Source organism: Nocardioides psychrotolerans, assembly GCF_900113685.1.
In the GTDB taxonomy this organism is placed as follows: Bacteria; Actinomycetota; Actinomycetes; order Propionibacteriales; family Nocardioidaceae; genus Nocardioides; species Nocardioides psychrotolerans.
In genome coordinates, this window is sequence record NZ_FOQG01000006.1 from 24,859 (window position 1) to 50,268 (window position 25,410).

At 72.2% G+C, this 25,410-nt stretch carries 21 protein-coding genes; 10 read left to right on the forward strand and 11 right to left on the reverse strand.

Annotation, left to right across the window (positions count from 1 at the left end; genetic code table 11):
• Nucleotides 1-44: 44 nt before the first annotated feature.
• Both BM204_RS08805 and BM204_RS08810 read right to left on the reverse strand, forming a co-directional pair.
• The gene (locus BM204_RS08805; RefSeq protein WP_091112187.1) at nucleotides 45-965 is read right to left on the reverse strand and encodes a diacylglycerol/lipid kinase family protein; all 921 of its coding nucleotides are present in this window, start codon (nucleotides 963-965) and stop codon (nucleotides 45-47) included.
• Entirely contained in the window at nucleotides 962-2,566 is a 1,605-nt protein-coding gene (locus BM204_RS08810) for an FAD-binding oxidoreductase (RefSeq protein ID WP_246166511.1), read from the reverse strand. The genes BM204_RS08805 and BM204_RS08810 overlap by 4 nt, the downstream gene beginning before the upstream one ends.
• A 17-nt stretch (nucleotides 2,567-2,583) precedes the next feature.
• Between BM204_RS08810 and BM204_RS08815 the strand changes: the two genes are divergently transcribed.
• The 5 genes from BM204_RS08815 to BM204_RS08835 are packed head-to-tail and all read left to right on the forward strand — an operon-like array spanning nucleotide 2,584 to nucleotide 7,535.
• On the forward strand, nucleotides 2,584-3,189 hold the full coding sequence (locus BM204_RS08815) for a TetR/AcrR family transcriptional regulator (protein ID WP_091112190.1): 606 nt from the start codon (nucleotides 2,584-2,586) through the stop codon (nucleotides 3,187-3,189).
• Nucleotides 3,186-4,748: a glycerol-3-phosphate dehydrogenase/oxidase gene (locus tag BM204_RS08820; RefSeq protein ID WP_091112192.1), complete on the forward strand. Its 1,563-nt coding sequence runs from the start codon at nucleotides 3,186-3,188 to the stop codon at nucleotides 4,746-4,748. The genes BM204_RS08815 and BM204_RS08820 overlap by 4 nt, the downstream gene beginning before the upstream one ends.
• A gap of 46 nt (nucleotides 4,749-4,794) precedes the next feature.
• Nucleotides 4,795-5,865: a sigma-70 family RNA polymerase sigma factor gene (locus BM204_RS08825; protein WP_246166513.1), complete on the forward strand. Its 1,071-nt coding sequence runs from the start codon at nucleotides 4,795-4,797 to the stop codon at nucleotides 5,863-5,865.
• A gap of 7 nt (nucleotides 5,866-5,872) precedes the next feature.
• Entirely contained in the window at nucleotides 5,873-6,502 is a 630-nt protein-coding gene (locus BM204_RS08830) for a maleylpyruvate isomerase family mycothiol-dependent enzyme (protein ID WP_091112194.1), read from the forward strand.
• Between the two features lie 10 nt (nucleotides 6,503-6,512).
• A complete protein-coding gene (locus tag BM204_RS08835; RefSeq protein WP_091112199.1) occupies nucleotides 6,513-7,535 on the forward strand; it encodes a LuxR family transcriptional regulator in 1,023 nt (340 codons plus the stop codon).
• 18 nt (nucleotides 7,536-7,553) lie between these two features.
• On the opposite strand, the gene BM204_RS08840 is transcribed toward BM204_RS08835, so the two are convergent.
• Entirely contained in the window at nucleotides 7,554-8,900 is a 1,347-nt protein-coding gene (locus BM204_RS08840) for an MFS transporter (protein WP_091112200.1), read from the reverse strand.
• A 154-nt stretch (nucleotides 8,901-9,054) separates the two neighbouring features.
• On the opposite strand from BM204_RS08840, the gene BM204_RS08845 reads away from it, so the two are divergent.
• Complete coding sequence (locus BM204_RS08845) at nucleotides 9,055-10,059, forward strand: hypothetical protein (RefSeq protein ID WP_143099696.1); 1,005 nt, start codon at nucleotides 9,055-9,057, stop codon at nucleotides 10,057-10,059.
• Between the two features lie 13 nt (nucleotides 10,060-10,072).
• Here the strand turns inward: BM204_RS08845 and BM204_RS08850 are convergent, their stop codons facing one another.
• From BM204_RS08850 to BM204_RS08885, 8 genes are all read right to left on the reverse strand, one after another.
• Nucleotides 10,073-11,530, reverse strand: coding sequence for an NAD-dependent succinate-semialdehyde dehydrogenase (locus tag BM204_RS08850; RefSeq protein WP_091112632.1), 1,458 nt, complete (start codon nucleotides 11,528-11,530; stop codon nucleotides 10,073-10,075).
• Nucleotides 11,531-11,688: 158 nt separating this feature from the next.
• Nucleotides 11,689-14,400 (reverse strand): helix-turn-helix transcriptional regulator, encoded by a 2,712-nt coding sequence (locus BM204_RS08855; protein ID WP_143099697.1) that lies wholly within the window; start codon nucleotides 14,398-14,400, stop codon nucleotides 11,689-11,691.
• A 72-nt stretch (nucleotides 14,401-14,472) separates the two neighbouring features.
• The gene (locus tag BM204_RS08860; RefSeq protein WP_091112207.1) at nucleotides 14,473-16,374 is read right to left on the reverse strand and encodes a penicillin-binding transpeptidase domain-containing protein; all 1,902 of its coding nucleotides are present in this window, start codon (nucleotides 16,372-16,374) and stop codon (nucleotides 14,473-14,475) included.
• Nucleotides 16,375-16,446: 72 nt separating this feature from the next.
• Complete coding sequence (locus BM204_RS08865) at nucleotides 16,447-17,262, reverse strand: SGNH/GDSL hydrolase family protein (RefSeq protein ID WP_091112210.1); 816 nt, start codon at nucleotides 17,260-17,262, stop codon at nucleotides 16,447-16,449.
• A 44-nt stretch (nucleotides 17,263-17,306) separates the two neighbouring features.
• Nucleotides 17,307-17,759: a MerR family transcriptional regulator gene (locus BM204_RS08870; RefSeq protein ID WP_091112635.1), complete on the reverse strand. Its 453-nt coding sequence runs from the start codon at nucleotides 17,757-17,759 to the stop codon at nucleotides 17,307-17,309.
• 181 nt (nucleotides 17,760-17,940) lie between these two features.
• Nucleotides 17,941-19,749, reverse strand: a complete 1,809-nt coding sequence (locus BM204_RS08875; RefSeq protein WP_246166515.1) for a DEAD/DEAH box helicase — start codon at nucleotides 19,747-19,749, stop codon at nucleotides 17,941-17,943.
• Nucleotides 19,750-19,893: 144 nt separating this feature from the next.
• Nucleotides 19,894-21,711 carry a glutamine--fructose-6-phosphate transaminase (isomerizing) gene (gene glmS / locus BM204_RS08880; protein ID WP_091112214.1) on the reverse strand — a complete coding sequence of 606 codons (1,818 nt, stop codon included), beginning with the start codon at nucleotides 21,709-21,711 and terminating at the stop codon, nucleotides 19,894-19,896.
• A gap of 13 nt (nucleotides 21,712-21,724) precedes the next feature.
• On the reverse strand, nucleotides 21,725-21,988 hold the full coding sequence (locus BM204_RS08885) for an HU family DNA-binding protein (protein WP_091112215.1): 264 nt from the start codon (nucleotides 21,986-21,988) through the stop codon (nucleotides 21,725-21,727).
• Nucleotides 21,989-22,326: 338 nt separating this feature from the next.
• Between BM204_RS08885 and BM204_RS22615 the strand changes: the two genes are divergently transcribed.
• From BM204_RS22615 to BM204_RS08900, 4 genes are all read left to right on the forward strand, one after another.
• Complete coding sequence (locus BM204_RS22615; RefSeq protein WP_170259280.1) at nucleotides 22,327-22,479, forward strand: hypothetical protein; 153 nt, start codon at nucleotides 22,327-22,329, stop codon at nucleotides 22,477-22,479.
• A gap of 47 nt (nucleotides 22,480-22,526) precedes the next feature.
• Nucleotides 22,527-23,702 (forward strand): acyl-CoA dehydrogenase family protein, encoded by a 1,176-nt coding sequence (locus tag BM204_RS08890; RefSeq protein ID WP_371863266.1) that lies wholly within the window; start codon nucleotides 22,527-22,529, stop codon nucleotides 23,700-23,702.
• Between the two features lie 105 nt (nucleotides 23,703-23,807).
• The gene (locus BM204_RS08895) at nucleotides 23,808-24,377 is read left to right on the forward strand and encodes a YceI family protein (protein ID WP_091112221.1); all 570 of its coding nucleotides are present in this window, start codon (nucleotides 23,808-23,810) and stop codon (nucleotides 24,375-24,377) included.
• A gap of 96 nt (nucleotides 24,378-24,473) precedes the next feature.
• Nucleotides 24,474-25,391 (forward strand): GNAT family N-acetyltransferase, encoded by a 918-nt coding sequence (locus tag BM204_RS08900; RefSeq protein ID WP_091112223.1) that lies wholly within the window; start codon nucleotides 24,474-24,476, stop codon nucleotides 25,389-25,391.
• Nucleotides 25,392-25,410: the final 19 nt, after the last annotated feature.

The following is a 25,410-nucleotide window of genomic DNA, read 5'->3' on the forward strand; positions in this document are numbered from 1 at the left end:
TTGCAGCGGGCGGGTAGATGGGGTAACTGCGTGTTACATGGGGCTCAGGCGATGACCGCCAGCGCGCCGGGCAGGATCTCGACGACAGCAGGAGCAGCGGACAGAGCGGGCAGCACGCCGAGCGGCTCGCCGTCGCCGCCGACCGGGACGGGCACCCGGGCATCGGCCGAGATCTCGACGCGGCGGCCGGTGAGGACCGTGACCTGGTCGAGCTCGACGTGGCGGCCGTCGTAGACCTTCGGCAGCGACCGCATCAGGTCGAGCTTGCCGGCGGCCTCGATGACGATGATGTCGAGCAGGCCGTCGTCGAGGGTGGCGTGAGGAGCGATCTTCATCCCCTTGCCGTAGAACGAGGAGTTGGCCACGACCACGTTGGCGGCGTCGTAGTGGCGCACCTCGCCGTCGACCGAGACGCGGTAGCGGGCCGGGGTGTAGGTCGCGAGGGCGCGCAGCGCGGCGTAGGGGTACTGGAGCTGCTTGGGCAGCCAGTGCGCGGTGTCGACGATCTCTCCGGCGCGCGCGTCGACGCCGGAGTAGACCGAGCCGGCCACCCGGCGGGGACCTGCGTCGCCGAGGGTGAGGGAGAGCAGGTCCACCCGTCGTACGACGCCCTCGAGGAGCAGCCGTGCCTGGTCGCGCGGGTCGTCGGGCACGCCGAGCATCCGGGCGAAGTCGTTGCCGCGGCCGGCCGGGAGCAGGCCGAGGGTGCCACCGCGCAGGGACACGGCGCCGGCGAGCGAGGACAGCATGCCGTCGCCACCGACCGACACGACGACGTCGCCGCGGTCGACCGCGGCACCGACGAGCGCGTCCATCGCCTTGGGCCCAGGAGAGTAGGTGACGTCGACGCGGCAGCCGGCCTCGCGCAGCTGCTGGGCGACCGGGACGACCGCGTCGGGTGCGGCGCCGCCACCGGACGCGGGGTTGACCAGGAGCGTGAAGTTGCGCAGGTGGAGGGCGTTCACGGGATGAGCACCCCCGGGTTGAGGATGCCGGTCGGGTCGAGGTCGGCCTTGATCGCCCGCAGGATCGAGCCGCCCAGCTCACCTATCTCCTGGGTCAGCCAGGGCCGGTGGTCGCTGCCGACGGCGTGGTGGTGGGTGATCGTCGCACCGACGGCCATCATCGCGTCGCTAGCGGCGGCCTTGGCGGCGAGCCACTGCCGCAGCGGGTCGGCAGCCTCCTTGGTGGCGACGGTGAAGTAGAGCGAGCAGCCGGTCTCGTAGACGTGGGAGATGTGGCAGAGCACCAGCGTGCCCTCACCCAGCTCGGTCTCGAGAGCCTGCTTCACCGCGGTGTAGAGCCGGTCGCGGTTGGACCAGAAGGTCGCGGTCTCCATCGTCTCGACGAGCACGCCGACGTCGAGCAGCGAGTCGCGCAGGTAGGGAGCGTTGAACCGACCGTGGGCCCACGCCTGGCCGGGCGTCTCGCCGAGGCAGGTGCCGCCCAGGGCGTCGAGCACGGCGGTGACGGCCGCACGCTTGGCGGCGTTGGCCGCGGGCTCGCCCTCGTAGCCGGTGATCATCACGCAACCGCCGGCCGCGTCGCCATCGACGCCACCATCGACGTCGCCGCCGATCTCGTCGGGCCTGGCAAGGTTGATCGCGGTCTCGTGCTCGTCCGAGAGCCGCAGCACGGTCGGGAGCAGCAGGCCCTGCGCGAGGGCGCGCATCGCGTCGGCACCGGCCTCGAACGACGGCCAGCTCCAGGCCTCGTAGACCTTCTCGACCGGCAGCGGGCGCACGCGCACGGTGACCGCGGTGATGACACCGAAGGCGCCCTCGGAGCCGAGGACCACCTGACGCAGGTCGGGACCGGCGGCGTTGGCGGGGGAGCTGCCGAGCGCGAGCTCGCCGCGGGGGGTGGCGACCCGCAGGCCCACCACCATCGCGTCGAAGCGGCCGTAGCCGGCGCTGGACTGGCCGCTGGAGCGGGTCGCGGCGAAGCCGCCGATCGTGGCGTACTCGAAGGACTGGGGATAGTGGCCGAGCGTGAGCCCCTCCTCGGCCAGCAACGACTCCGCCTCGGGTCCGCGAAGCCCGGGCTCGAGCGTGGCGGTCATCGAGACGTGGTCGACGGCGAGGAGCCGCTTCATCCGCACCAGGTCGAGCGACACCAGCCCGGCATAGCCCTCACGACGGGCGACCAGCCCACCCGTGACCGACGTACCGCCTCCGAAGGGGACGACCGCGAGGTGGTGCTCGACGGCGAGTGCGAGCACGGCGGCGACCTCCTCGTGCGTCGCAGGGCGGCAGACGGCGTCGGGGGCGTCGCTGAGGTCACCGCTGCGGGCGCGCAGCAGGTCGGGTGTCGACTTGCCGCGGGTGCGCAGGCGACGGGTCTCGTCGTCGACGAGCACGTGCTCGGGGCCGACGACCGAACGCAGCGCGTCGAGCAGGTCGCTCGCGAGGGCGCCGACCGGCGGCGCGGCGGCGGGCGTGGCGGGCCGCTCGTCGATGCCGAAGGCCATCTCGATGAGGCCTCGGGCGGCCTCCGGGAGGGCGGTCGCGGCGTCGGGGCTGCCCCAGCGGTGGGGGTGCATCTCGGACTGCACGAATCGGGTCATGTGTTACAGTGTGACACATGACGTCACTTCGTAACAACCCCCCGACGGGCGGCGACCAGCCGCGCGACGGCTACCTCGACGCGGCCCGGGCCTGCATCCTCGACGTGGGCTGGCGGCGTACGACGCTCACCGAGGTCGCGCGCCGCGCGGGAGTGTCGCGGATGACGATCTACCGCACCTGGTCCGACATGCCCCAGCTGCTCGGCGACCTGATGACGCGCGAGTGGACCGGTGTCGTCCAGTCGGCCGTCGCCGCGGAGGACCCGGCCCAGCCGGCCGTCGAGCGGATGGTCGAGGGCATCGTCGGCACGGTGCGCGTGCTGCGTGACAACGAGCTCTTCCTGCGGATCATCGAGCTCGACCCCGAGCTGATCCTCCCCTACGTCTTCTCCCGCCGCGGCCGCTCGCAGGACCTGATCCTCTCGATCACCTGTGACGCGATCGCCACCTCGCAGGCCGCCGGCGAGGTCCGGCCGGGCAACCCGGTCGCGATCGCCCGGGGCCTCCTGCTCGCCGCCCACGGCTTCGTGCTCTCGGCCCACACGATGGTCGACGACGACGTCACCGCCGACGAGATCGACGCCGAGCTCTCGCTCCTCCTCACCCGGGTCCTGCGCCCGTGAGCCTCCTCGTCCCGACCAGGCCCGTCATCACCCCGGGCCTCGTCGACGCGCCCACCCAGGTCGACCTGGTCGTCATCGGGCTCGGCGTCACCGGCGCGGGGGTCGCGCTCGACGCGGTCACCCGTGGCCTGAGCGTGCTCGCCGTCGACGCCCACGACCTCGCCTTCGGCACGTCGCGCTGGTCGTCCAAGCTGGTGCACGGCGGCCTGCGCTACCTCGCCAACGGCCAGATCGGCGTCGCCCACGAGAGCGCCGTGGAGCGCGGGATCCTGATGGAGGTCACCGCGCCCCACCTCACCCGCGCCATGCCGATGCTGGTGCCGCTCGGCTCCTCGATGACCCGGGCCCAGGCCGCGCTCACCCGCGCCGGGCTCGTCGCCGGCGACCTGCTGCGTCGAGCCGCGCGCACCGACGCCGAGACGCTGCCCTCCCCCCGTCGGCTCTCGGCCACCGAGGTGCTGGCGATGGCCCCGGCGCTGCGCTCGGCCGGCCTGCGCGGCGGGTTGCTCTCCTGGGACGGCCAGCTCGAGGACGACGCCCGGCTGGTGACGACCATCGCCCGCACCGCCACGTCGTACGGCGCCCACGTCCGCACGCACGCCCGCGTGCTCTCGGCGACCGGGACGTCCGTGGAGCTGCGCGACGAGCTCACCGGCGCCGTCTCCACGATCACCGCCAGGGCCGTGGTCAACGCGACCGGGGTCTGGGCCGGCGACCTGGTCGAGGAGGTGACGCTGCGACCGAGCCGCGGCACCCACCTGGTGCTGCGGCAGGAGTCGCTGCCGGGGCTGACCGTGTCGGTGTTCGCGCCGATCCCCGGGGAACGCAACCGCTTCGTGCTGGTGCTCCCCCAGGCCGACGGCACGATCTACGTCGGTCTCACCGATGTGCCCGTCGAGGGCGACATCCCTGACGTGCCCGAGCCCTCCGAGCCGGAGATCGGCTTCCTGCTCGACGTCGTCTCCGCCGCCTTCGCCCGGCCGCTCCACCGCTCCGACGTGGTCGGGGCCTATGCCGGGCTGCGTCCGCTGCTCGACACCTCCTCCCAGGACGGGGCCGGGAGCACCGCCGACCTGTCGCGCCGGCACGCCGTGCTCACCAGCTCCACCGGTGTCGTCACGATCGTCGGCGGCAAGCTCACGACCTACCGGCAGATGGCCGAGGACGCCGTCGACGCCGCGGTCGCCGGGTCCGGCCTGGTCGCCCGGGCCTGCCGCACGAGGACGCTACCCCTGCTCGGCGCGGCCCCGCGGCCGGTGCTCGCCGCGCTCGAGGCGCCGGCCCGGCTGGTACGCCGCTACGGCACCGACGCCGACCTGGTCCTCGCCTCCGCCCGCGAGGTCAGCGGGCTCGACGACGACGAGCTGCTCGCGCCCGTCTCCGAGCGCATCCCGGTCACGCTCGCCGAGCTGCTCTTCGGGGTGACCCACGAGGGCGCCGCCGACGTCGCCGACCTGCTGGACCGACGCACGCGGGTCGGCCTGGTGCCCGAGGACCGCGTCCTCGCCGTGCCCGCGGCCGAGCGGGCCCTGCGCCTGGTCGCCGCAGCTGACCGATGAATCTCGAGGTCGACGCCGGTCTGTGTGTAAAGGCAGACTGGCGCGAATGAGCGGTCACGAGGGAGCGGGCATGGGCGGCACAGCAGTGAGGACCGGAGCGATGGGCGGCACGACCGGCCAGATGGACGTCGAGGGGAAGCAGGCCGAGCTGGCTGACTTCGACGGGTTGACCGAGCGCTACCAGCGTGAGCTGCTGGCGCACTGCTACCGGATGAGCGGGTCGGTCCACGAGGCCGAGGACCTCGTCCAGGAGACGTTCCTGCGGGCCTGGAAGGCCAGCGCAGCGTTCCAGGGGCGCTCGTCGGTGCGCACCTGGCTCTACCGGATCGCGACCAACGTGTGCCTGACCAACCTCGAGGGCCGCCCACGCCGCCCGCTGCCGACCGGGCTCGGCACCAGCGACTCGCTGGCCGGCGACGCACTCGAGGAGAACCACGAGATCGCCTGGCTCGAGCCGATCCCCGACGCGGCCGTGGTCGTCGCCGAACGCGACTCGATCCGCCTCGCCTTCGTCGCGGCGCTGCAGCACCTGCCGGCCCGCCAGCGCGCGGTGCTGATCCTGCGCGACGTGCTGCGCTGGAGCGCGGCCGAGGTCGCCGAGGCCCTCGACACCACACCTGCCGCCGTCAACTCCGCCCTCCAGCGCGCCCACGCGCAGATGACCGAACGCGGCCTCACCGAGGACACCGTCGAGCCCGACCTGTCGGCGGCGCAGCTGTCGTTGCTGGAGCGTTACGTCGACGCGTTCTGGCGCAAGGACGTCGACACGATCGTCAGCATGCTCACCGCCGAGGCAGTGTGGGAGATGCCGCCGTTCGTCGGGTGGTACCTCGGTCGCGAGCAGATCGCCCAGCTCATCGGCGGCAAGTGCCCCGGTGGCTCCTACGACATGCCGATGATCCAGACGGTCGCCAACGGCCAGCCCGCGTTCGGGCTCTACATGCGCACCCCCGACGGCACCTTCGTGCCGTTCCACCTCCAGGTCCTCGAGCTGGTCGGTGACCAGGTCCGCCGCGTCGGTGCGTTCTTCGACGTGTCGCTCTTCGAGACGTTCGGCCTGCCCACGCACCTGCCGGCCGACTTCGTGCCGACGTCCGCGGTCCCGACCCCGACATGACCGGGTCATGACCGGGCGGCTCGCCCGGCTCCCTGGACATGACGGAGCCGTCGAGCTGCTGGACAGGTCCCTGGCCTACACACGAGTCGCCCTGGCGGCCGTCACCGACGACCGGCTCAGCGCCCGGACGCCCTGCGAGAGGTGGGACCTGGCCCGGTTGCTCGCCCACATGGAGGACGCGCTCGACGCGTTCGGCGAGGGAGCCACGGGCACGGTGCGGTTGACGACCACGACGCCTGCCGCCGGGCGGGTGCGGACGCTGCAGCAGAAGGCGTGCGCCCTCGTGGGCGCCTGGAGCCACGAGGTGCCCCCGTCGGTCACGGTCGGCGGCCGAGCCCTGGACACCTCCGTGCTCGCGCTCACCGCGGCGCTGGAGATCACCGTCCACGGCTGGGACGTGGCGTGGTCGGTGGGCCTCGACCACCCCGTGCCCGACGCGCTCGCCGACCGACTGCTGCCGGTCGCGCGGACCCTGGTGACCCCCTCCGACCGGGGCACGCGCTTCGCGGCCCCGACGCTTCCCGACCTTTCGTGTAGCGCCTCCGCACTACTCCTGGGGCACCTCGGGCGGCGAATGACTGGTCCACCCGGACAAGAAAATGTCAAACCCGGTGCGGGGCCCCAGATCGCTTCCTAGCCTTGCCCGCATGCCGTCCCCCGCCGCGTCCCCGGCGCCCGTCAACGCGCCGGCCACCCGCCTGGCAGCCGCAGAGACACAGGTGCTCGAAGGCGCCATCACCCTCGGTCTCGGTGCCCTCGACCGCCTCGCCGCCGACCCCGACGCCCGCGCCCAGCTCGATCGGACCGACGAGGTCCGGATGCTCGCGCTGCTCGTCGAGTGCCGCCTCGCGCGGGGGGACATGAGCGAGGCGATGGACCTCGGCGACGAGCTCAGCGCCCTGCGCGCGGAGCCGGACCAGAGCGTCCTGTCCGTCGCCCTGGCCCACTACGCCCAGGGAGAGATCGCGGCCGCCCTCGGCGACCCCGAGCTCGCCGCCACCCACTACCTCGCCGCCGGCCGCGCGATCCAGGACGGGCCCGGGTCGGCCGAGTCGATCCAGCCGCCGTGGCGGGCCGGCAAGGCCCTCGTGCTCGTGCGCGCCAACCGGGCACGAGAGGCGTCGGTCCGCGCGACCGAGCACCACGCCGCCGCGGTGCGCGACGGGTCGCCGTACGTCGTCGCCCATGCCCTGCGCGTCCTCGCCGCCACCCAGGCCGGCGCCCAACGGGTCGACCTCCTCCGCGAGGCGCGCGCCCTCCTCGAGCCCGTCCACGCCGAGCGGCTGGCCGCCCAGATCGACGCCGACCTCGCGGGTCTGCTGATGCTCACACCCACCCCCGAGGCGGTCGCGGAGGCCGTCCAGCTGCTGCGCCGCACCGAGATCTACGCCGGGCAGCAGGAGCTGTGGCCGCTCCAGGGTCGCGTACGACGGATGCTGGACCGGCTGGGCGAGGCACCGTTGCGCGTCACCTCCGAGGCGTTGGCGCTGCTGACCGTCACCGAGCGCCGCGTGGCCGGCCTGGCCGCCACGGGGCTGACGAACCGGCAGATCGCCGAGGAGCTGCTGGTCTCGATCAAGGCCGTGGAGTGGCACCTCTCGCGCACCTACCGCAAGCTCGGCATCTCCTCGCGCTCCGGCCTGACGCCGATCTTCGGCATCCCGGCCTGACCGCTCGCTCCACCCGTGTCAGTCGCGCAGCGGGTGCGCGATCTCGTCGGCCGGCAGCTTGGCCCAGACGGTCGCCACGACCGCCGCGATGCCCGGGACCACCGCGGCGATGAGGAACGTGGAGCGGATCCCGATCAGCTCGGACACCGGGCCGGCCAGGGCCATCGACACCGGCATCAGGCTGATCGAGACGAAGAAGTCGAGCGAGGCGACCCGACCGAGCATGTGCGCCGGCACCCGGCGCTGGAGCAGCGTCCCCCAGATGACCATCGGCGCGGAGAACATCGCGCCGAGGATGAAGGCGGCCGCGACGACCTGCCACACAGCGGTCGCGATGCCCATGACCAGGAAGGGCAGGCACCCGACGCCCCACATGACGTTCATGACCGTGAGGTAGCGGCGCGGCATCGGGAACGACGCCATCGCCAGCGAGCCGAGCGCCCCGCCGATGCCGAAGGCCGCGAGCACGAGCGCGTGGTCGCCGGGGCCACCGCCCAGCCGGTCCTTGATCAGGAACGGCATCAGCACCTCGAGCGGCCCCATGATGGCCAGGATCATGATCGAGGCGAACAGCAGCGTCGCCAGCAGCCACGGGGTCCGCACCATGTAGAGGAAGCCCTCGCGCATGTCGGCCAGCGCCGACGTCGGACCCGGCGCCGGCGCACCTCCCTCGCCCACCTCGCCGTCCGCGACCGGGGCGCGGCGTACGGCGGTCTTGGGCACAGCGGTCAGCGCCAGCAGGCCGAGGGCGGTGCCGACCGCGGCGACGGTGACGGCCGCGCTGGAGCTGGCGACGCCGACGATCGCGCCGGCGACCCCGGGCCCGACCGCCTGCGCGAGGGTCGGTCGGACCATGCCCTCGAAGCCGTTGACCGCCATCAGGTCCGACTTGGGCACCAGTGCGGGCAGCCACGCGGAATAGGCCGGGTAGTAGAACGCCATCGCCATCCCGAGGACGAACGTCACGACCCCCAGGTGCCACAGCTCGGTGTGGTCGGCGAAGGAGAGCACGGCCACGGCCGTCATGCCTGCGGCCTCCAGTGCGCCGACGAAGAGCAGGATCGTCTTCTGCGGCACCCGGTCGGCCACGACACCGGCCAGCAGCGCCGGGAACAGCACCCCGACTGCTCCGGCGGTGGTGACCAGCGAGAGCTCCCCGGGCCCGCCACCGATCCGGATGACCTCCCAGACGAGCGCGACGATCCACACCCCGCCCGCGAACATCTGCAGGACCAGCGCGACCGCGAGGCGTCGGTAGGCCGCGTGACGAAACGGCGTCAGGGCGCGCGGCAGCCGCCGCTGGGGCTGCTCGGGCTGCTCGGGCTCGGGCTGGGTCTGTCCGATCTCGCAGACCTGGTCGGTCATCTCACGCTCCTCGACGTCGAGTCTGACGGAAGAGACCGACAGTCTCGACCGATTTCATCGGCCCCGGACCGGATGCCGGGGCCACCTCGAGTGGACCACCTCAAGGTTGCTTGAAGTCAAGGCCCGTGAGCCCGACGCGTGCCACACTTGGAGGATGGTGATGCCGGGGGGCGGTCGCGCGAGTCGGTGCGTGCTCGCGCTCGCCCTGGCGACCGCCCTCGCGCCGGCGCTCGTCTCGTGCAGCCGCGGCATCGACCAGGCCCAGAGCGTCCAGACCCGGATCGGCCGGATTCACGGCGTCGCCGCCTCGCGAGTCTCCGCGCCGTCGGCCGCCCTGGCCGGCGCGGTGTCGGTCGACCTCGAGGAGGGGTTGTCGGTCGCCGAGGTCCTCACGGTCGTCGCCTCGGTCGCCCGGGCAGCCGAAGCCGAGGACTACGCCGATTACCGACTCACGCTGCGCGAGGAGGGCGGCCGGGGAGCTGACCGGACGACCCTCGTCGTCGACGGCGATGTCGCCCGGGGCCCCCGGGCCGACGCGGTCGTCACCGGGTGGCGGCGCCTGCAGAGCGCCCTCGTCGGCACCGTCGACCACACCCACCAGCCCGGCGCGGAGACGATCGTGGTGACGACCCCCGGCGGCCTGCTCCACGACGTGGTCGAGTCGGCCCGGATCGGCTACGGCACCGCGGCCACGACCTGGCGCTTCGCCGACGGTGGATCGACGTACGTCGACGACGGACGGATCGGTCCTCGCGACGTGCGGCTCGTCCAGCGGGTGCAACGCACGGTCGCCTCCCCCACCCTGCCCCTCGGCGCTCCCGGCTGGCGGCTCGAGACCCACGACACCCAGGTCCTGCTCGACCTGCCCGTGGCCCTGACCGACGCCGTCGACCCCGAAGGCTTCACGCTGCGCGCCTTCGCCCGACCGGTGCGGCCGCTCGTGGAGGCGGCCGTGGACGCCCTCGACGTGCCCGGCCGCGACCTCGTCGTCCGGCTCATCTCCCCCGACTCCGACGGCTCCGACGACTCCGATGGCGACGTGGTCGGCTGGTGGAGCTCGGCGCGGCCCACGGTCCGCGGTCGCGACCCGCTGCACCGGGGCTGGGACGTGTGGCTCAGCACGGTCGCCGGCCGGGCGTTGGCCGGCGACCCGTCCTGAGGTCGCTGCCGGCTCAGCCGGCGGGCAGGGCGACGTACGTCGTCTCGAGGTACTCCTCGATGCCCTCGAAGCCACCCTCGCGCCCGAAACCACTGGCCTTCATCCCGCCGAAGGGCGCCGCCGGGTTGGAGATCAGTCCCGTGTTGATGCCGACCATGCCGAAGTCGAGCGACTCCGCGACGCGGATGGTGCGGGTCAGGTCGCGGGTGTAGACGTAGGACGCCAGGCCGTAGTCGGTGTCGTTGGCCCGGCGGATCGCCTCCTCCTCGGTCTCGAACGTCGTGATCGCCGCGACCGGACCGAAGATCTCCTCGACGTTGATCGCCGACTCGGCCGCCACGTCGACCAGCACGGTCGGCGGGTAGAAGTAGCCCGGGCCCTCGGGCACCGTGCCGCCGGTGACGACCGTGGCGCCGTCATGGATCGCGTCGGTGACGAGCTGGGAGACCGACTCGACCGCCTTCTCGTCGATGAGGGGGCCGACGTCGACCCCCTCGTCCTGGCCGCGCCCGACGGTGAGCGCCCCCATCCGCTTGCCGAGCTTGTCGGCGAACTCGGTCGCGACGCTGCTGTGCACGAGGAACCGGTTGGCCGAGGTGCAGGCCTCGCCCATGTTGCGCATCTTGGCGATCATCGCGCCGTCGACGGCCGCATCGACGTCGGCGTCCTCGAAGACCACGAACGGTGCGTTGCCGCCGAGCTCCATGCTCACGCGCAGCAGCTGGTCGGCCGACTGGCGCACCAGCACCTTGCCGACGCCGGTGGAGCCGGTGAAGCTGACCTTGCGCAGGCGGTCGTCGGACATGACGGCCTCGCCGATCTCACCGGCAGAGGTGGTCGTGACGATGTTGAGGACCCCGTCGGGGAGACCGACGTCGGCGAGGAGCCCCGCGAGGGCCAGCATCGTCAGGGGCGTCTGGGCGGCCGGCTTGATCACCATCGTGCAGCCCGCGGCGATCGCCGGGGCGATCTTGCGGGTGCCCATCGCCAGCGGGAAGTTCCACGGGGTGACGAAGAAGCACGGACCGACCGGCTTCTTGATCGTCAGCAGCCGGCTGCCTCCGGCCGGCGCCTGCATCCAACGGCCGTGGATGCGGACCGCCTCCTCGGCGTACCACCGGAAGAACTCCGCACCGTAGGTCAGCTCGCCCTTGGCCTCCGCAACGGTCTTGCCCATCTCGAGGCTCATCAGCTCGGCGAAGTCGCCGGCCTGCGCGGTCAGCCGCTCGAAGGCACGCCGCAGGATCTCGCTGCGCTCACGCGGCGGCGTGCGGGCCCAGTCGGCCTGGGCCGCGACCGCGGCGTCGAGGGCATCCATCGCGTCACCCGCCGAGGCATCCGCGACCGTGGTCAGCACCGATCCGTCGGCCGGGTCGACGACATCGAAGCGCTCTCCTCCGGCAGCCTCCTGCCAACTCCCGGCGATGAGCAGCCGACGACGGTCGGGGGGCAACAGGTCCAGTCCAGTCATGCCCACCAGCCTGCCATCTCCTGTAACTCGGCGAAACGGGTGACGCGCCTTGGGTCAGGGCGTAATATCATTCTTGTCGACTTCGGAGGGAGCACCTAGAAGTAGACGCCGAGAACCCCTTGCCGACCCCATGCGGCGAGGGGTTCTCTTCATTTCGCTCAGCCGGCGACCGGGCCGAGCAGGGTGGCCAGCTGCGTGCGCGATCGCACGCCGAGCTTGCGGTAGACGCGCGTGAGCGCCGCCTCGACGGTCTTGACGCTGACATAGGTCCGCTCGGCGATCTCGCGGTTGCTGGCGCCGGCCGCGACCTCGCGCGCCACGCGGGCCTCGGACGGCGTGAGCTGGTCGAGGAGGTTCTGGGGCACGGCGGCGCGGTCGGGGGTGGTCTCGGCACGCACCTGCGCGACCCAGGACCGGGCGTGCAGGGCGCTGAAGACCGCGTCGGCACGCTCGAGCGCGGAGCGAGCGGCGGCCACGCGCCGGCGCCGACGCTCCAGGTGGGCGCGGGTGACCAGGCTGCGCCCGACGTCGACGCGCATGCCGAGGTCTGCGCACACCTTGGCCGACCGGTCGAGCACGACCTCCGCCCCGGGCAGGTCGCCCCTGGCGATGAGGAGCTCGGTCTCGGCCCGGTCGAGCGTCGCAGCCACCCCGTCGGTGCCGGGGCGGGCATCGAGGACACGTCGCGCGGCCCCCAGCGTCTCCTCGGCATCGTCCAGCCGGCCCAGCAGCACCAGGGCACTCACCAGGTCGGCCTGCCAGCGGTTGATGGTCGGGTCGGTGATGCCGTGCTCCTGCTCGAGGTCGCGGATCCGGGTGAACGCGTCACGGGCACCGCCGGCGTCCCCGGAGCGGAGCAGCGCCTGCCCGAGCAGCACCAGGTGCCGCTGGAGGTAGCGGTTGTCGCGGCCCTCGTCGGCGGCGTCCGCGCCACGCGCGGCCAGGGTGCGCGCCCGGATGAGGTCTCCCCCGACGATCTCGGCCTGGGCGGCGATGAACCAGCCGGTGTGGGCGCTCAACCCGAGCTCCTCGCCCACGCGCACCGCCCTCTCGGCGTACGCCGTGGTCTGGCGGCAGCGTCCGGCGCGCGCGCCGACTTCCACCAGGCAGCGAAGGACGTGGACCTGGTCCATGCCCGGCGCGCGCTCGACCTGGGCGAGCAGTGCCTGGAAGCCGTCCCAGGCCTCGTCGAGCCGGTCGTCGTAGAACGCGAAGCGCGCCGCCATGTAGTCGGGCGAGGTGTGGACGTAGCCGGTCGGTGTGGGCACACCGAGGGCGACCGCGCGGGCGAGGTGGCGGGCGTGCGGCAGGCCCAGCCAGCGCCGCGAGACCGCGAGCAGCGTGAGCCCGACGGCCAGGTCGTCGGTGTCGCCGGAGGCCTCGAGCAGCGCGACCGCCCGCTCGGCCGCGCGGGCGGACTCGGCCGGACGGGACTCCATCAGCGCCATCCGGGCTCGCTGGAGCAGCACCATCGCGACCAACCGGTCGTCGTCTCGAGCGTCGGCCAGAGCGGCGGTCAGCACCTCGTCGAGGACGGCCGGCCCGCTGCCCGCGAGCTCGGGGATCGCGAGCCGCACCCGCACGGCCTGGGCCCGGCTGCCGGGGCGCTCAAGGACCTCGGTGAGCCCCCGGTGGAGCAGGTCGACGTGGTTGCCGGGGGCCGCGGTCTCGACCGCACTGACCAACCACTCGGTGCGCTCCCCCGCGAGAGCGCACGGTGCCCGGTCGGCCGCCAGCAGGTAGAGCTCGGCCGCCAGCTCGCGGGCGCCGCCCATGGCCGCCTCGAGGGCCGCCGCGCCCAGCGCCCGGGCGAGGTCGGCGTCGGGGCGGGGGTCGGCCAGCGCCCGGTGCCGCAGCTGCTCGCCCGGCGTGACCGCGACCCGCGCGAGGTCGAGGTGCAGGGCGGTGCGCTCCGCCGCCGGGATCGTCTCGACGACCACGCCCCGGAGCATCGTCGGGGCGAAGCGGACCGTGTCGTCGGCCCGGGTCACCAGCCCGGCCAGCTGCGCGCGGCGCAGGTGCTCCCCGCCCTCGAGGCGACCGGCCCGCTCGAGGTGTCGCAAGGTCGGTCGGTGCAGGAGGGCCGCCACCCGGAGTGTGTCGCGCACGTCGGCGGGCTGAGCGAGGAAGCGCTCACGCAGCACCCGCTCGAGGCTGGTCGGCAGGGGTGTGGGGCGCCCGAGCAATGTCGGTGTCGTGCCGAGGGCACCCGCGAGCGCCAGGGCCAGGGCCGGGATGCCGCCCGACTCGACGTAGATCTTGTGCGCCACCTCGGCGCGCAGCCCGTGGGCGCACAGCAGGTCGACCATGTCATCGGCGCCCAGCGGTGCGACCTCGACGTGGCAGAGGCCGGAGACGTCGATCTCGGCGTTGTCGCCGACGCCCGTCGTGACGGCCACGCTCACCCGGCCCCGCAGACGCCGTCGGGCGTAGCCAACGACCCGCGAGGACTCGGCGTCGAGCCACTGGACGTCGTCGAGGAGCAGCAGCACCGGGTGGTCGTGCGACCAGGTGTCGAGGACCGCGTGGAGGCCCGCCGCGAGGTCGGAGCGCAGCTCGTCGGTGACATCGAGTCCGACCAGCCCCGCCGCGACGCACCCCCGCACGCGGTCGGGGAGGGTCTCGACCAGCTCGGGGGGCAGCTGGGCCATCAGGTCGCGCAGCGCGGCGAAGGGCAGGGCGTGCTCGTCGACGGCGCCGCCGGCTCGCAGCGAGACCGCGCCACGCTCGCCGCGGAAGCGGTCCTCGATCAGGTCGAGCAGCGCGCTCTTGCCGACCCCTGAAGGGCCATGGAGGGCAACGGAATCACCCCGCTCGAGGAGACCGAGTATCTCCGTGAGCAGGGCGAGACGGCCGTGGACCCGAGACACCACCGCCAGGATACGGGGGCCGGGGCCGGCGGGAACAGGGCGGAGAGGTCACGAGACCGTGAAATCAGGGGTTCAGCGGGCGGCGCGCAGGAAGGCTTCCAGGATCGGACCGGCCGTCCGCGAGCCCGAGGCCCCGACCTCGACGAAGACGGCGACCGCCAGATCACCCTGGGCGGCGATCATCCAGGCGTGGGTCTCGAGACGCCCGCCTCGTTCGAACTCCGCCGTGCCGGTCTTGGCGATCACCTCGGGTCCGGGCACGTCGAGGAGACCGGCACCGCTGCCGCTGGTCACGACGCTGCGCAGCATGCTGCGCAGCTGGCCGGCCTGCGTGCCGGTGATCGGCTCGACGTCGGGCGGGGTCACCTCCACGGACGGCAGCAGGCTTGGGATGACCAGGTCACCCCGCTGGACCGAGGCGATGACGGTGGCCATGCTCATCGGTGAGGCGAGGACGCGGCCCTGGCCGATGAGGTTGGCGCCCTTCTCGGTCTCGGAAGCCGCGGGCTCGACCTGGCCGAGGTAGGCCGGGAAGCCGAGGTCGTGGTCGATGCCCATCCCCAGCGCTGCGGCCGCGTCGAACAGGTCGAGCTCGCCCAGCTTGCCGCGTTGGGAGATGAGGGCGGTGTTGCACGAGTTGGCCAGCGCCGTGCGGAAAGTCACCCGACCCAGCGCGCTCGACGGGTAGTCGGAGTAGTTCTTGAAGGACTTGCCGTCGACGGTGATCGTCGGCGTGCAGGGCACCACCGTGTCGGGCGTCAGACCGGCGCGCAGCAGCGCCAGGGTGCTGACGCTCTTGAACGTCGAGCCGGGGGCGAACTGTCCGAAGGTCGCGATGTTGAGCCCCTCGGTGCCGGGCCCGTTGGCGGCCGCCACGATCGCTCCGGAGCTGGGCCGGATCGCCACGACCGCGCTGGACGGCCCGACGTCGGCCAGCAGGCGCTCGGCCTCCACCTGGAGGTCGAGGTCGAGGGTCAGCTCGAGGGGGGTGCCGACCTCGCCGTCGACCCGGAACACCTCGCGCTCCACGCCGTCGGAGGACACGGCGTTGACGACCGCGCCGGGCGTCCCCTGCAGCTGCTCGTCGTAGCGGGCCTGGAGCCCGGACAACCCGGCCTGGTCGCCCGGCTGGAAGCGCTCGGGGTCCTGCTCGACCATCTCGGCGGTGACCTCGCCGACGGTGCCCAGGATCGGTGCTGCGAACTCGCGCGTCGGGGCGAGCGGGACCTCGTCACCGATCGCCCGTGCCCCCCTGATCTGGTCGAAGAGCTGACCGACGTCGGCCGGCACCTCGTCGGCGCGGTAGACGATCGCCTCGACGAAGGCGAGCTCCCCCGCGGCCTCCACCCGCTCCACGAACGCCGCCACGTCGATGCCGATCAGGCGCGCCAGCCGCTGGGCGGACTGCCCGGCCCGGGCCGCCGGCACCATCGAGCGGTCGATGCCGAGTCGCAGGACGGGGCGCGGCGTCACCAGCGCGAGGCCGCGGGCGCCGGTGATGTCGCCTCGGGCGGCCCGGATCGGGGTGAGGTCGAGCGTCGTCGCGCCCGCGATGGAGGGCTCCACCACGGTGCGCGCCCACAGGACCTGCCACTCCTGACCGACCAGCGCGAGGCCGGCCTCGCTGTCGTAGGTCCACTCGGTCCCCTCGAGGACCGGCCACGACCAGGTGAGCGTGGCCACGGCCCGGTCGCCGCCACCCTCGCTCACGATGTCGACCTCACCGGCCTCGACGGTGGGCTGGAGGTCGCCCATGCCCTCGACGACCTCGGTGTAGTCGGCACTCACCTGCTGCGACGTCTGCTCGAAGAAGGGCACGTCCGCGAGCTCGCCCGAGACCAGCGCCGAGGCCAGGGCGACCGCGGCCTCGTCGGGTGCGGGGCCACCTCCGTCGCCGTCGTCGGGGTCACCGGAGGAGGTGCAGCCGGCCGTGAGCAGCACGAGCACGGTCAGGCAAGCCAGTCGGGAGCGCATGGGTCCCTTCTATCAGCCGGCGCCGACGCCGGTCGTTGACGTCGGTCGCCGACGCCGTTGCGGAGGTCGGCTTCAGCCCAGCAGCGCGCTGACGAGCGGCACGTAGCCGGAGGCGTGGCCGACCCGGTTGGGGTGGTAGCTCTCGCCGACCGGGCTGGACAGCCCGTTGAGCCACTCGGGGCTGTCGCACACGGCGTGGCCGACGAACCGACCGGTGGGGTTGGCGAAGGAGAAGCCACGGGCCTGGGCGGCCGCGGCGAGCGCGGCGTTGAGCTGGTCGGCGGTCTGATTGAGCCGCGTCTGCTCGGCGGGGGCGAACCACGTGCCGGCGTTGCAGTCCTCGCCCATGAAGACCCGCGGATAGCCGACCACGACGACCTTCGCGACGCTCGCCCGACTGCGGATCGCTGCGTAGAGCGTCGCGAGGCGCCCGGGCAACGTGTTCCTGACGAACGCCTGGGCCGTGTCGACCGCGGCGTCGCAGTTGCCTGCCCACCACGGCGTCGCGCACTCGGTCAGCACGTCAGCGAAGCCGGCGTCGTTGCCCCCCACCGAGATCGTGACGAAGCGCGTCGTCCCGCTCAGGGCACCCAGCTGGCTGTTGGTCACCGTCGCGGTCGTCGCGCCAGCACACGCGCTCAGGCTGAGCGCATAGCCCTTCTGTGCCGCGACCAGGCTCGGGAACGCGTAGGCCGAGCGCTGGCAGGAGGTCCCGTCGTCGGCGTACGAGCGGGTGCCCGTCCCCGAGGAGTAGGAGTCACCGAGGGCGACGTACGACGGACCCGCAGCGCGGGCGGCCGGGGCCGGGCCGACGACGACGCCGACGGTTGCGGCCGCGGCGAGCGCGGACAACACGGCGAGCAGGCGGGTGACGGGACGTGGGGACACGTGAGACCTCCGGGAGCGTGACGGGCGTCACCGCTGTGGCGCAGTCACATCCTGCGCGGTGGATGCGACGTCGCATAGACGGGAAACCCCTCGACCGTGCCGTCGACCAGGTCGTCGACGAACGAGCGGAAGTGTGGGCACGCCGCGACGTCGTGGGCCCGACACGCCAAGGCGTGCAGGGTCATCTCCCGCGAGCGCTCCATCTCGGCCATGCGCCGGTCGAGCTCCTCGACGTGGGCCGTCAGCACCTGGTGCCGATCGTGGGCCTCCGCGTCGAGCAGCACCTGGATCTGCTCCAGGGTCATCCCGGCGGCCTTGCTGCGCACGATGGTCGCCACCCGGAAAACGTCGCCCCGCCCGTAGCGGCGCCGACCGGAGCCGTCCCGACGCGGTGTCAGGAGCCCCACGTCCTCCCAGTGGCGAAGCACGTGCGTGGCCATCTGGAAGCGGGCCGCCAGCTCCCCGACGGAGAGATCGACGTCGCGGCTTGACTTCATGTCAACATGAAGCCACCTCCTCATCCCAGAGACAAGTCTGACGACGAGGAGATGCACAGATGAAGCAGCACGAGTACGACGTCATCGTGCTCCTGCGGCGGCGACCTGCTGGTGATCGGGCACCCGGCGCCGGCGTGAACGGCGCCGAGTGACGACCGGGCCGCGACCGGCAGGCCGGAGATCAGGCCTTCTTGTGCCGCGGCTTCTTGAACGGGCGGTCGCCATCAGCGTCACTGTCGCCGTCACCGGCGCCACCGCCGGCGTCGGCAGCGGCGGGGCGCGTCGAACGCGTCGGGCCGCCGTCCTCGCTGAGCTCGATGAGCTTGCCGCTGATCCGGGTGGACTCGAGCTTCTTCCAGACCTCGGTGGGCAGGTCGGCCGGCAGCTCGACGAGCGAGAAGTCGGGCCGGATCTGGATGTGGCCGAAGTCGCCACGGCTCAGGCCGCCCTCGTTGGCGATGGCGCCCACGATCTGGCGGGGCTCGATCTTGTGGCGCTTGCCGACGTTGATCCGGTAGGTCGCCATCGGCACGTCCGGGTTGCCGCGGGGGCGCCGCTCGGGGCGCTCTCCCCGCTGGGGCCGGTCGCCACGCTCGGGGCGGTCCGGGCGGGTGCTCTTCTCGCGCTCCTTCTGGGCGGCGCGACGCTCGACGGCGGGGTCGAGCAACAGCGGGGTGTCCCCCTGCAGCACGATCGCCAGCGCAGCGGCGACGTCCACCTCGGGCACGTCGTGCTCGCGCATGTAGTGCGTGACGACGTCACGGAAGAACGGGACCGACTCCGAGCTCAGCGCCGTGGTGATCTGGTCGTCGAAGCGCGCGAGGCGCGTGACGTTGACGTCCTCCGCGGTCGGCAGCGACATCTTGGTGAGCGGCTGGCGCGTGGCCCGCTCGATGTGCTTGAGGAGGTACTGCTCGCGTGGCGTCACGAACGAGATGGCGTCGCCCTTGCGCCCCGCGCGACCGGTGCGACCGATGCGGTGGACGTAGGACTCGGTGTCGGTGGGGATGTCGTAGTTGACGACGTGGCTGATCCGGTCGACGTCGAGCCCGCGTGCGGCGACGTCGGTCGCGACGAGGATGTCGAGCTTGCCGGACTTGAGCTGGTTGACCGTGCGCTCGCGCTGCACCTGGGCGATGTCGCCGTTGATGGCGGTGGCGGAGAAGCCACGGGCCCGGAGCTTCTCGGCCAGCGTCTCGGTCTCGTTCTTCGTGCGGACGAAGACGATCATGCCCTCGAAGTTCTCGACCTCGAGGATGCGGGTGAGGGCGTCGACCTTCTGCGGGTAGCTGCAGACGAGGTAGCGCTGCGTGGTGTTGGCCGACGTGGTGGTCTTGTTCTTGACCGTGATCTCGACCGGTTCGTTGAGGTACTTCTTCGACAGACGGCGGATCTGCGGCGGCATGGTCGCGGAGAACAGCGCGACCTGCTTGGTGTCGGGGGTGTCGGCGAGGATCGTCTCGACGTCGTCGGCGAAGCCCATGTTGAGCATCTCGTCGGCCTCGTCGAGCACCAGGAAGCGCAGCTCGCTCAGGTCGAGCGTGCCCTTCTCGAGGTGGTCCATGATCCGGCCGGGGGTGCCGACGACGATGTGCACGCCGCGACGCAGAGCGCTGAGCTGGACGCCGTAGGCCTGGCCGCCGTAGACCGGCAGGACGTGGACGCCGCGGGTGTGGGCGGCGTACTTCTCGAACGCCTCGCAGACCTGGAGTGCGAGCTCACGGGTCGGGGCGAGCACGAGGGCCTGCGGCTTCTTCTGCTTGACGTCGAGCCGGTCGAGGATCGGCAGCGCGAACGCGGCCGTCTTGCCGGTGCCCGTCTGGGCCAGTCCGACCATGTCCTTGCCTGCCAGCAGCGGCGGGATGGTGGCGGCCTGGATGGCCGAGGGGCTCTCGTATCCGACGTCCTTGAGTGCCTTCAGGACCGATTCGCCGAGGCCGAGCTCAGCAAAGGTAGGCGTGTGGACGGCTTCGGTCTCTTCGGTGCTCACGGTACGACGGTAGTGGTTGTGTGACTCCGCACCCATTTCCTTGGCGCGGAGGCGTTGGTCACTTCGGCCGTACGCCGTCCTCGGCGGCCTCGAGCCCTCGGACGGAGCGACTCATGCGGCGAGTCCTACCCACCCACCGGGGGATCACTCCACCGTGACGCTCTTGGCGAGGTTGCGGGGCTTGTCGATGTCGTGGCCGAGGACCTGGGCGGCGTGGAAGGCCAGGAGCTGGAGCGGGATCGTGAGCAGGATCGGGTCCAGCTCGCGCTCGCTTCGCGGCACGTCGATCCGCCGACAGGGCACCTCGCCCAGGTCGACGTCGGCGTGGGTGAGGACCACCAGCGGGCCCCCGCGCGCGGCGATCTCGTGCAGGGCGGCCACGTTGCGGTCGGTCAGCTCGTCGGCCGGCACGATCGCGATGGTCGGGACCTCGGGCGAGATCAGCGCCAGCGGCCCGTGCTTGAGCTCTGAGGTCTGGTAGGCCTCGGCGTGGCGGTAGCTGATCTCCTTGAACTTCTGGGCGCCCTCCCGGGCCACCGGGAAGCCGCGGACGCGGCCGACGAAGAAGAGCGACTCGGCACCAGCGAGGTCGGTGGCCAGCGCGGCGAGGGCCTCCTCACCGTCGAGGATCTCCTGGATCTGCTCGGGCAGGCGGGACAGCCCGGCGATGAGCCGCTTCCCGTCGGCGATCGAGAGGTCGCGCACGCGACCGAGCTGGAGCGCGAGCAGCGCGAAGCCGAGGAACATGTTGGTCAGCGCCTTGGTGCTCGCGACCGCGACCTCGGGCCCGGCGTGGAGGTAGATGCCGCCATCGCACTCACGCGCGATCGCGCTGCCCACGACGTTGACCAGGCCGATGACCCGCCCGCCCTTGCGGCGGATCTCCTGCACGGCCAGCAGGGTGTCGATGGTCTCCCCCGACTGGCTCACCGCCACGTAGAGCGTGTCGGGCTCGATGACCGGGTTGCGGTAGCGGAACTCGCTGGCCGCCTCCGCGTCCGCGGGGATGCGCGCGAGCTCCTCGACGAGCGAGGCGCCCATCTGGCCCACGTAGTAGGCGGACCCGCAACCGAGGATCTTGACCCGCTTGATCGCGCGGGTCTCCCGGGCGTCCATGTCGAGGCCGCCCAGGTGCCCGGTGCCGAAGCGCTCGTCGAGGCGACCGCGCAGCACCCGCTCGGCCGCGGAGGGCTGCTCGAGCATCTCCTTGCGCATGAACGAGTCGTGCTCGCCTGCGTCGTACGCCGCGGGGTCGACGTCGACGTGCTCGGCCTCGCGGGCGATGCGGGTGAGGTCGTGGCGGTAGGTCGTGAAGCCGGTCGCGGTCAGGGTCGCCATCTCGCCGTCGTCGAGGTGGGCGACGGTGGTCGTGTAGCGGACCAGGGCCCCCAGGTCCGAGGCGACGTGCATCTCCTTGTCGCCCACGCCGATGATCAGCGGGCTGCCGTTGCGGGCCACCACGATGCGGTCGGGGAAGTCGGCGTGCAGCACCGCGATGCCGTAGGTCCCCTCGATCGCGGCGAGCGCCTCGGCGACCCGCTCCTCCAGGGTGTCGGCGGAGGAGCGCGCGATCAGGTGGGCCAGTACCTCGGAGTCGGTGTCGCTCGCCAGGTCGACGCCGTCGTCGGTGAGCTGCTGGCGCACGGTCGCGGCGTTGTCGATGATGCCGTTGTGCACGACCGCCACGTCGCCCTTGGCGTCGACGTGGGGGTGGGCGTTGAGGTCGTTGGCCGCGCCGTGGGTCGCCCACCGGGTGTGCCCGATGCCGGCCTTGCCGGTGAAGCGCTTGGGCAGGTCGGCGCCGAGGTCACGGACGCGTCCCGCCTTCTTGGCCACCCGCAGCCCGGAGCCGAGGACCGCCAGGCCCGCCGAGTCGTAGCCGCGGTGCTCCAGCCGGGCCAGGCCCTCCAGCAGCAGGGGTGCTGCCTGCTGGGTGCCGATGTAGCCGACGATGCCGCACATGTGCTGGCTCCTTCTATCCGTAGATGACGCGGCGCAGCTGCCGCTCGGTGAGTCGGGGAGCGGCGACCACGCGGTCGGCCAGCTCCTCGGCGATGCGGGTGAAGATCTCGGGGTTCCTCGCTCCATAGGTCTTGAGCTCGGTGTGCCGACGTCGCACGTAGTCCTCGACCGGCTCGGCGTGGAACGCCAGCACGTCCTCGACCACCCGCGCGGCTTCGGCGGGCGTGAGACCGGTGCTCGCCGCCACGTGGGCCACGAGGTCCGGATCGGTCGTCACGAGGAGGATCGTGCGTCCAATCTGCTGTATATCGCAACTTCCTGCCCGCAATCGGGCAGATGATGGGCAATCATCATCCGCCTGCCCGGAGCGGGACCGGGCGTGGCATGGTGCGCGAGGTGCACGAGGTGCGGTTGTTTGCCGACGAGGCACGCGAGGCGGCCCGGCTGGTCCGGGTGCGGATGGCCAGTGGAGCAACTGACCCGATCTGAGGCCTCCTCAGGCCTCCAGGTGGTGCGTCTGAACCGAATTCTCCCGATCACCAGGTGGCGTTGTGGGGAAATGTTATTCTGGGTGAACACAAGATGAACACGAGGTGTCTCATGTACGAATCCCAGATGACCGTCCAGCCCCGCCAGCCGCTCGTCATGCGCTGGATCCCGGTCCGCACCCCAACCGGTCGCACCGTGATGGAGTCCTGCTGGCTTCGCGCCAGCGACGTCGCGGTCGCCACCGCCGCCACGTCCGTCCAGATCCACCACGCCGCCTGAACCCCTGGCTGAACCCTGGCTGATCACGGCTGGGTCATGATGGGATGGTGAGCGCTCCTCTTGCCCCCCTCGCCCTGCTCGACACCGACTCGCTGATCAGCGCCGAGGACCGCGCGATCCGCGACACCGTCCGCTCCTTCGTGGACGACCGGCTCCGGCCCGAGATCGCCGACTGGTACGAGACCGGCGAGGTCCCCGTGCGCGAGCTCGCCCTGGAGTTCGGCAAGCTCGGCCTGCTCGGGATGAAGCTCGAGGGCTACGGCTGCGCGGGCACCAGCGCCACGGCGTACGGCCTGGCCTGCATGGAGCTGGAGGCCGGCGACTCCGGCCTGCGCTCCATCGCCTCGGTGCAGAGCTCGCTGGCGATGCAGGCGATCTACGCCCACGGCTCGGAGGAGCAGAAGGACGCCTGGCTGCCACGCATGGCCACGGGCGAGGCGATCGGCTGCTTCGGCCTGACCGAGCCCGACTTCGGCTCCAACCCCGGCGGCATGCGCACCCGGGCGCGCCAGGACGCCGGCGGCGACTGGGTCCTGACCGGCAACAAGATGTGGATCACCAACGGCTCGGTCGCCGACGTCGCGGTCGTGTGGGCCCAGACCGAGGACAAGGTCCGCGGCTTCGTCGTGCCCACCGACACGGCCGGTTTCAGCGCGACCACGATCAAGCACAAGATGTCGCTGCGCGCGTCGGTCACCTCCGAGCTGGCGATGGACGACGTGCGCCTGCCGGCCGATGCCGTGCTCCCCCACGCCCGCGGGCTGGCGGGTCCGCTGTCGTGCCTCACGGAGGCCCGCTTCGGCATCATCTTCGGCTCGATCGGCGCCGCCCGCGACTGCCTGGAGACCACGATCGCCTACGCGCGGGAGCGGGAGATCTTCGACAAGCAGCTCGCGGCCTACCAGCTCACCCAGGCCAAGCTCGCCGACATGACCGTCGAGCTCGGCAAGGGGATGCTGCTCGCACTGCACCTGGGGCGGCTCAAGGACGCCGGGCACGTCGAGCCCGCCGCGATCAGCATCGGCAAGCTCAACAACACCCGCGAGGCGCTGGCCATCGCGCGGGAGTGCCGCACGGTCCTGGGCGCGGCCGGCATCACCCTCGACTACCCGCTGATGCGCCACGCCAACAACCTCGAGTCGGTGCTCACCTACGAGGGCACCTCGGAGGTCCACCAGCTCGTCATCGGGCAGGCCGTCACGGGCGCGTCGGCCTTCCGCTGAGGTCGGTCCGGGAAAAGTTCGGCTCCACGGGAATGAAACCGGACGGGGGTCCGGTTACAGTGGTTGACAGTTCAACCAACACCCCCTGACAACCGAGGAGCCCCCATGACCACCGACTTCGACGCCGCCACCACCGCGATCACCGACATCACCGGCGACTACACGATCGACCCGAGCCACTCGCGCCTCGGTTTCACCGCGCGCCACGCGATGGTGAGCAAGGTCCGCGGGCACTTCGCCGACTTCTCCGGCACCGCGCACATCGATGCCACCACCCCGGCCTCCTCCACCGTCTCGCTGGTCATCCAGACCGCCAGCGTCAGCACCGGCAGCCCCGACCGCGACGGCCACCTCACCTCCGGTGACTTCTTCGGCGCCGACGAGAACCCCGAGATCACCTTCACCTCCACCCACGTCTCCCGCGACGGCGACGACTGGTCCATCACCGGTGACCTCGTGATCAAGGGCACCTCGAAGCCCGTCACCATCGTCTTCGACCAGACCGGCTCCGCGCGCGACCCCTTCGGCAACCTGCGCGTCGGCTTCGAGGGCGAGACCACCATCAACCGCAAGGACTGGGACCTCTCCTGGAACGCTGCCCTCGAGACCGGTGGCGTCCTCGTCTCGGAGAAGATCAAGCTCGACTTCGACATCTCGGCCATCCAGAACGCCTGATCGCCCGCTCCCCCCAGGGAGCCGCCGACGATCGACCCTGCGGGGCCACCGGGAAAACCGGCGGCCCCGCGGTGCATTTCCTGCTTCGATGGCGCCATGCCTGCAGCTCTCGACCTGCCGTCCGGCCTCACGCACCGCGCGCTGACCCTGGGCGACGCCTCCGCCGTCACCGCTGTCATGGCGGCCCAGGAGCTCCACGACGTCGGGGAGGTCGTCATCGAGGAGGCCGACATCGTGGCCGACTGGCAGCGGCCGTCGTACGACGTCACGCAGGGCTCGGTGGGCGTCTTCGACGGCGACGTCCTCGTGGGCTACGCCGAGGTCAGCGGCGGCGACCGGGGCGACGCGGCGGTGCACCCCGACCACCGCGGCCGCGGGATCGGCACGGCGCTGGCGCGGTGGATGCGCGAGCGGGCTGGCGAGCGGGGCACACCCCTCATCGGCATGCCCGTGCCCCAGGGGTCCGCGGGCGACCGGCTGCTGGAGGCGCTGGGCTATCGGGTGCGCTGGACCAGCTGGGTGCTCTCGCTCCCGGTCGGGGCCAGCATCCCCGAGCGACCGCTGCCACAGGGCTACGCGCTGCGGGAGGCGACCGGGTCCGACCACGAGGCAGTCTGGACGCTCAACGAGGACGCGTTCCTCGAGTGGTCCGAGCGCGAGCGTCAGGACTTCGCCGACTGGCAGGCCTCCGTGACCCAGCGGCCCGGCTTCGCGCCGTGGAACCTCCGCGTCGTCACCGACCCGGCTGGCGACGTCGTCGCCCTGGCGCTGGTGCTGCTGACCGAGGAGGGCGAGGCGTTCGTCGACCGGCTCGCCACCCGCGCCGACCAGCGCGGTCGTGGGCTCGCCCAGGCGCTGCTCGTCGACGCCTTCGACGCCGGCCGCGAGCGGGGCGCCCTGCGCTCGACGCTCTCGACCGACTCACGCACGGGCGCGCTCGGGCTCTACGAGTCGGTCGGCATGGTCGTCACCTCCACCTGGGTCAACCGCGCGATCGCCACGTCGGCCACCTAGAACCTGTTCCAGTTTTCTG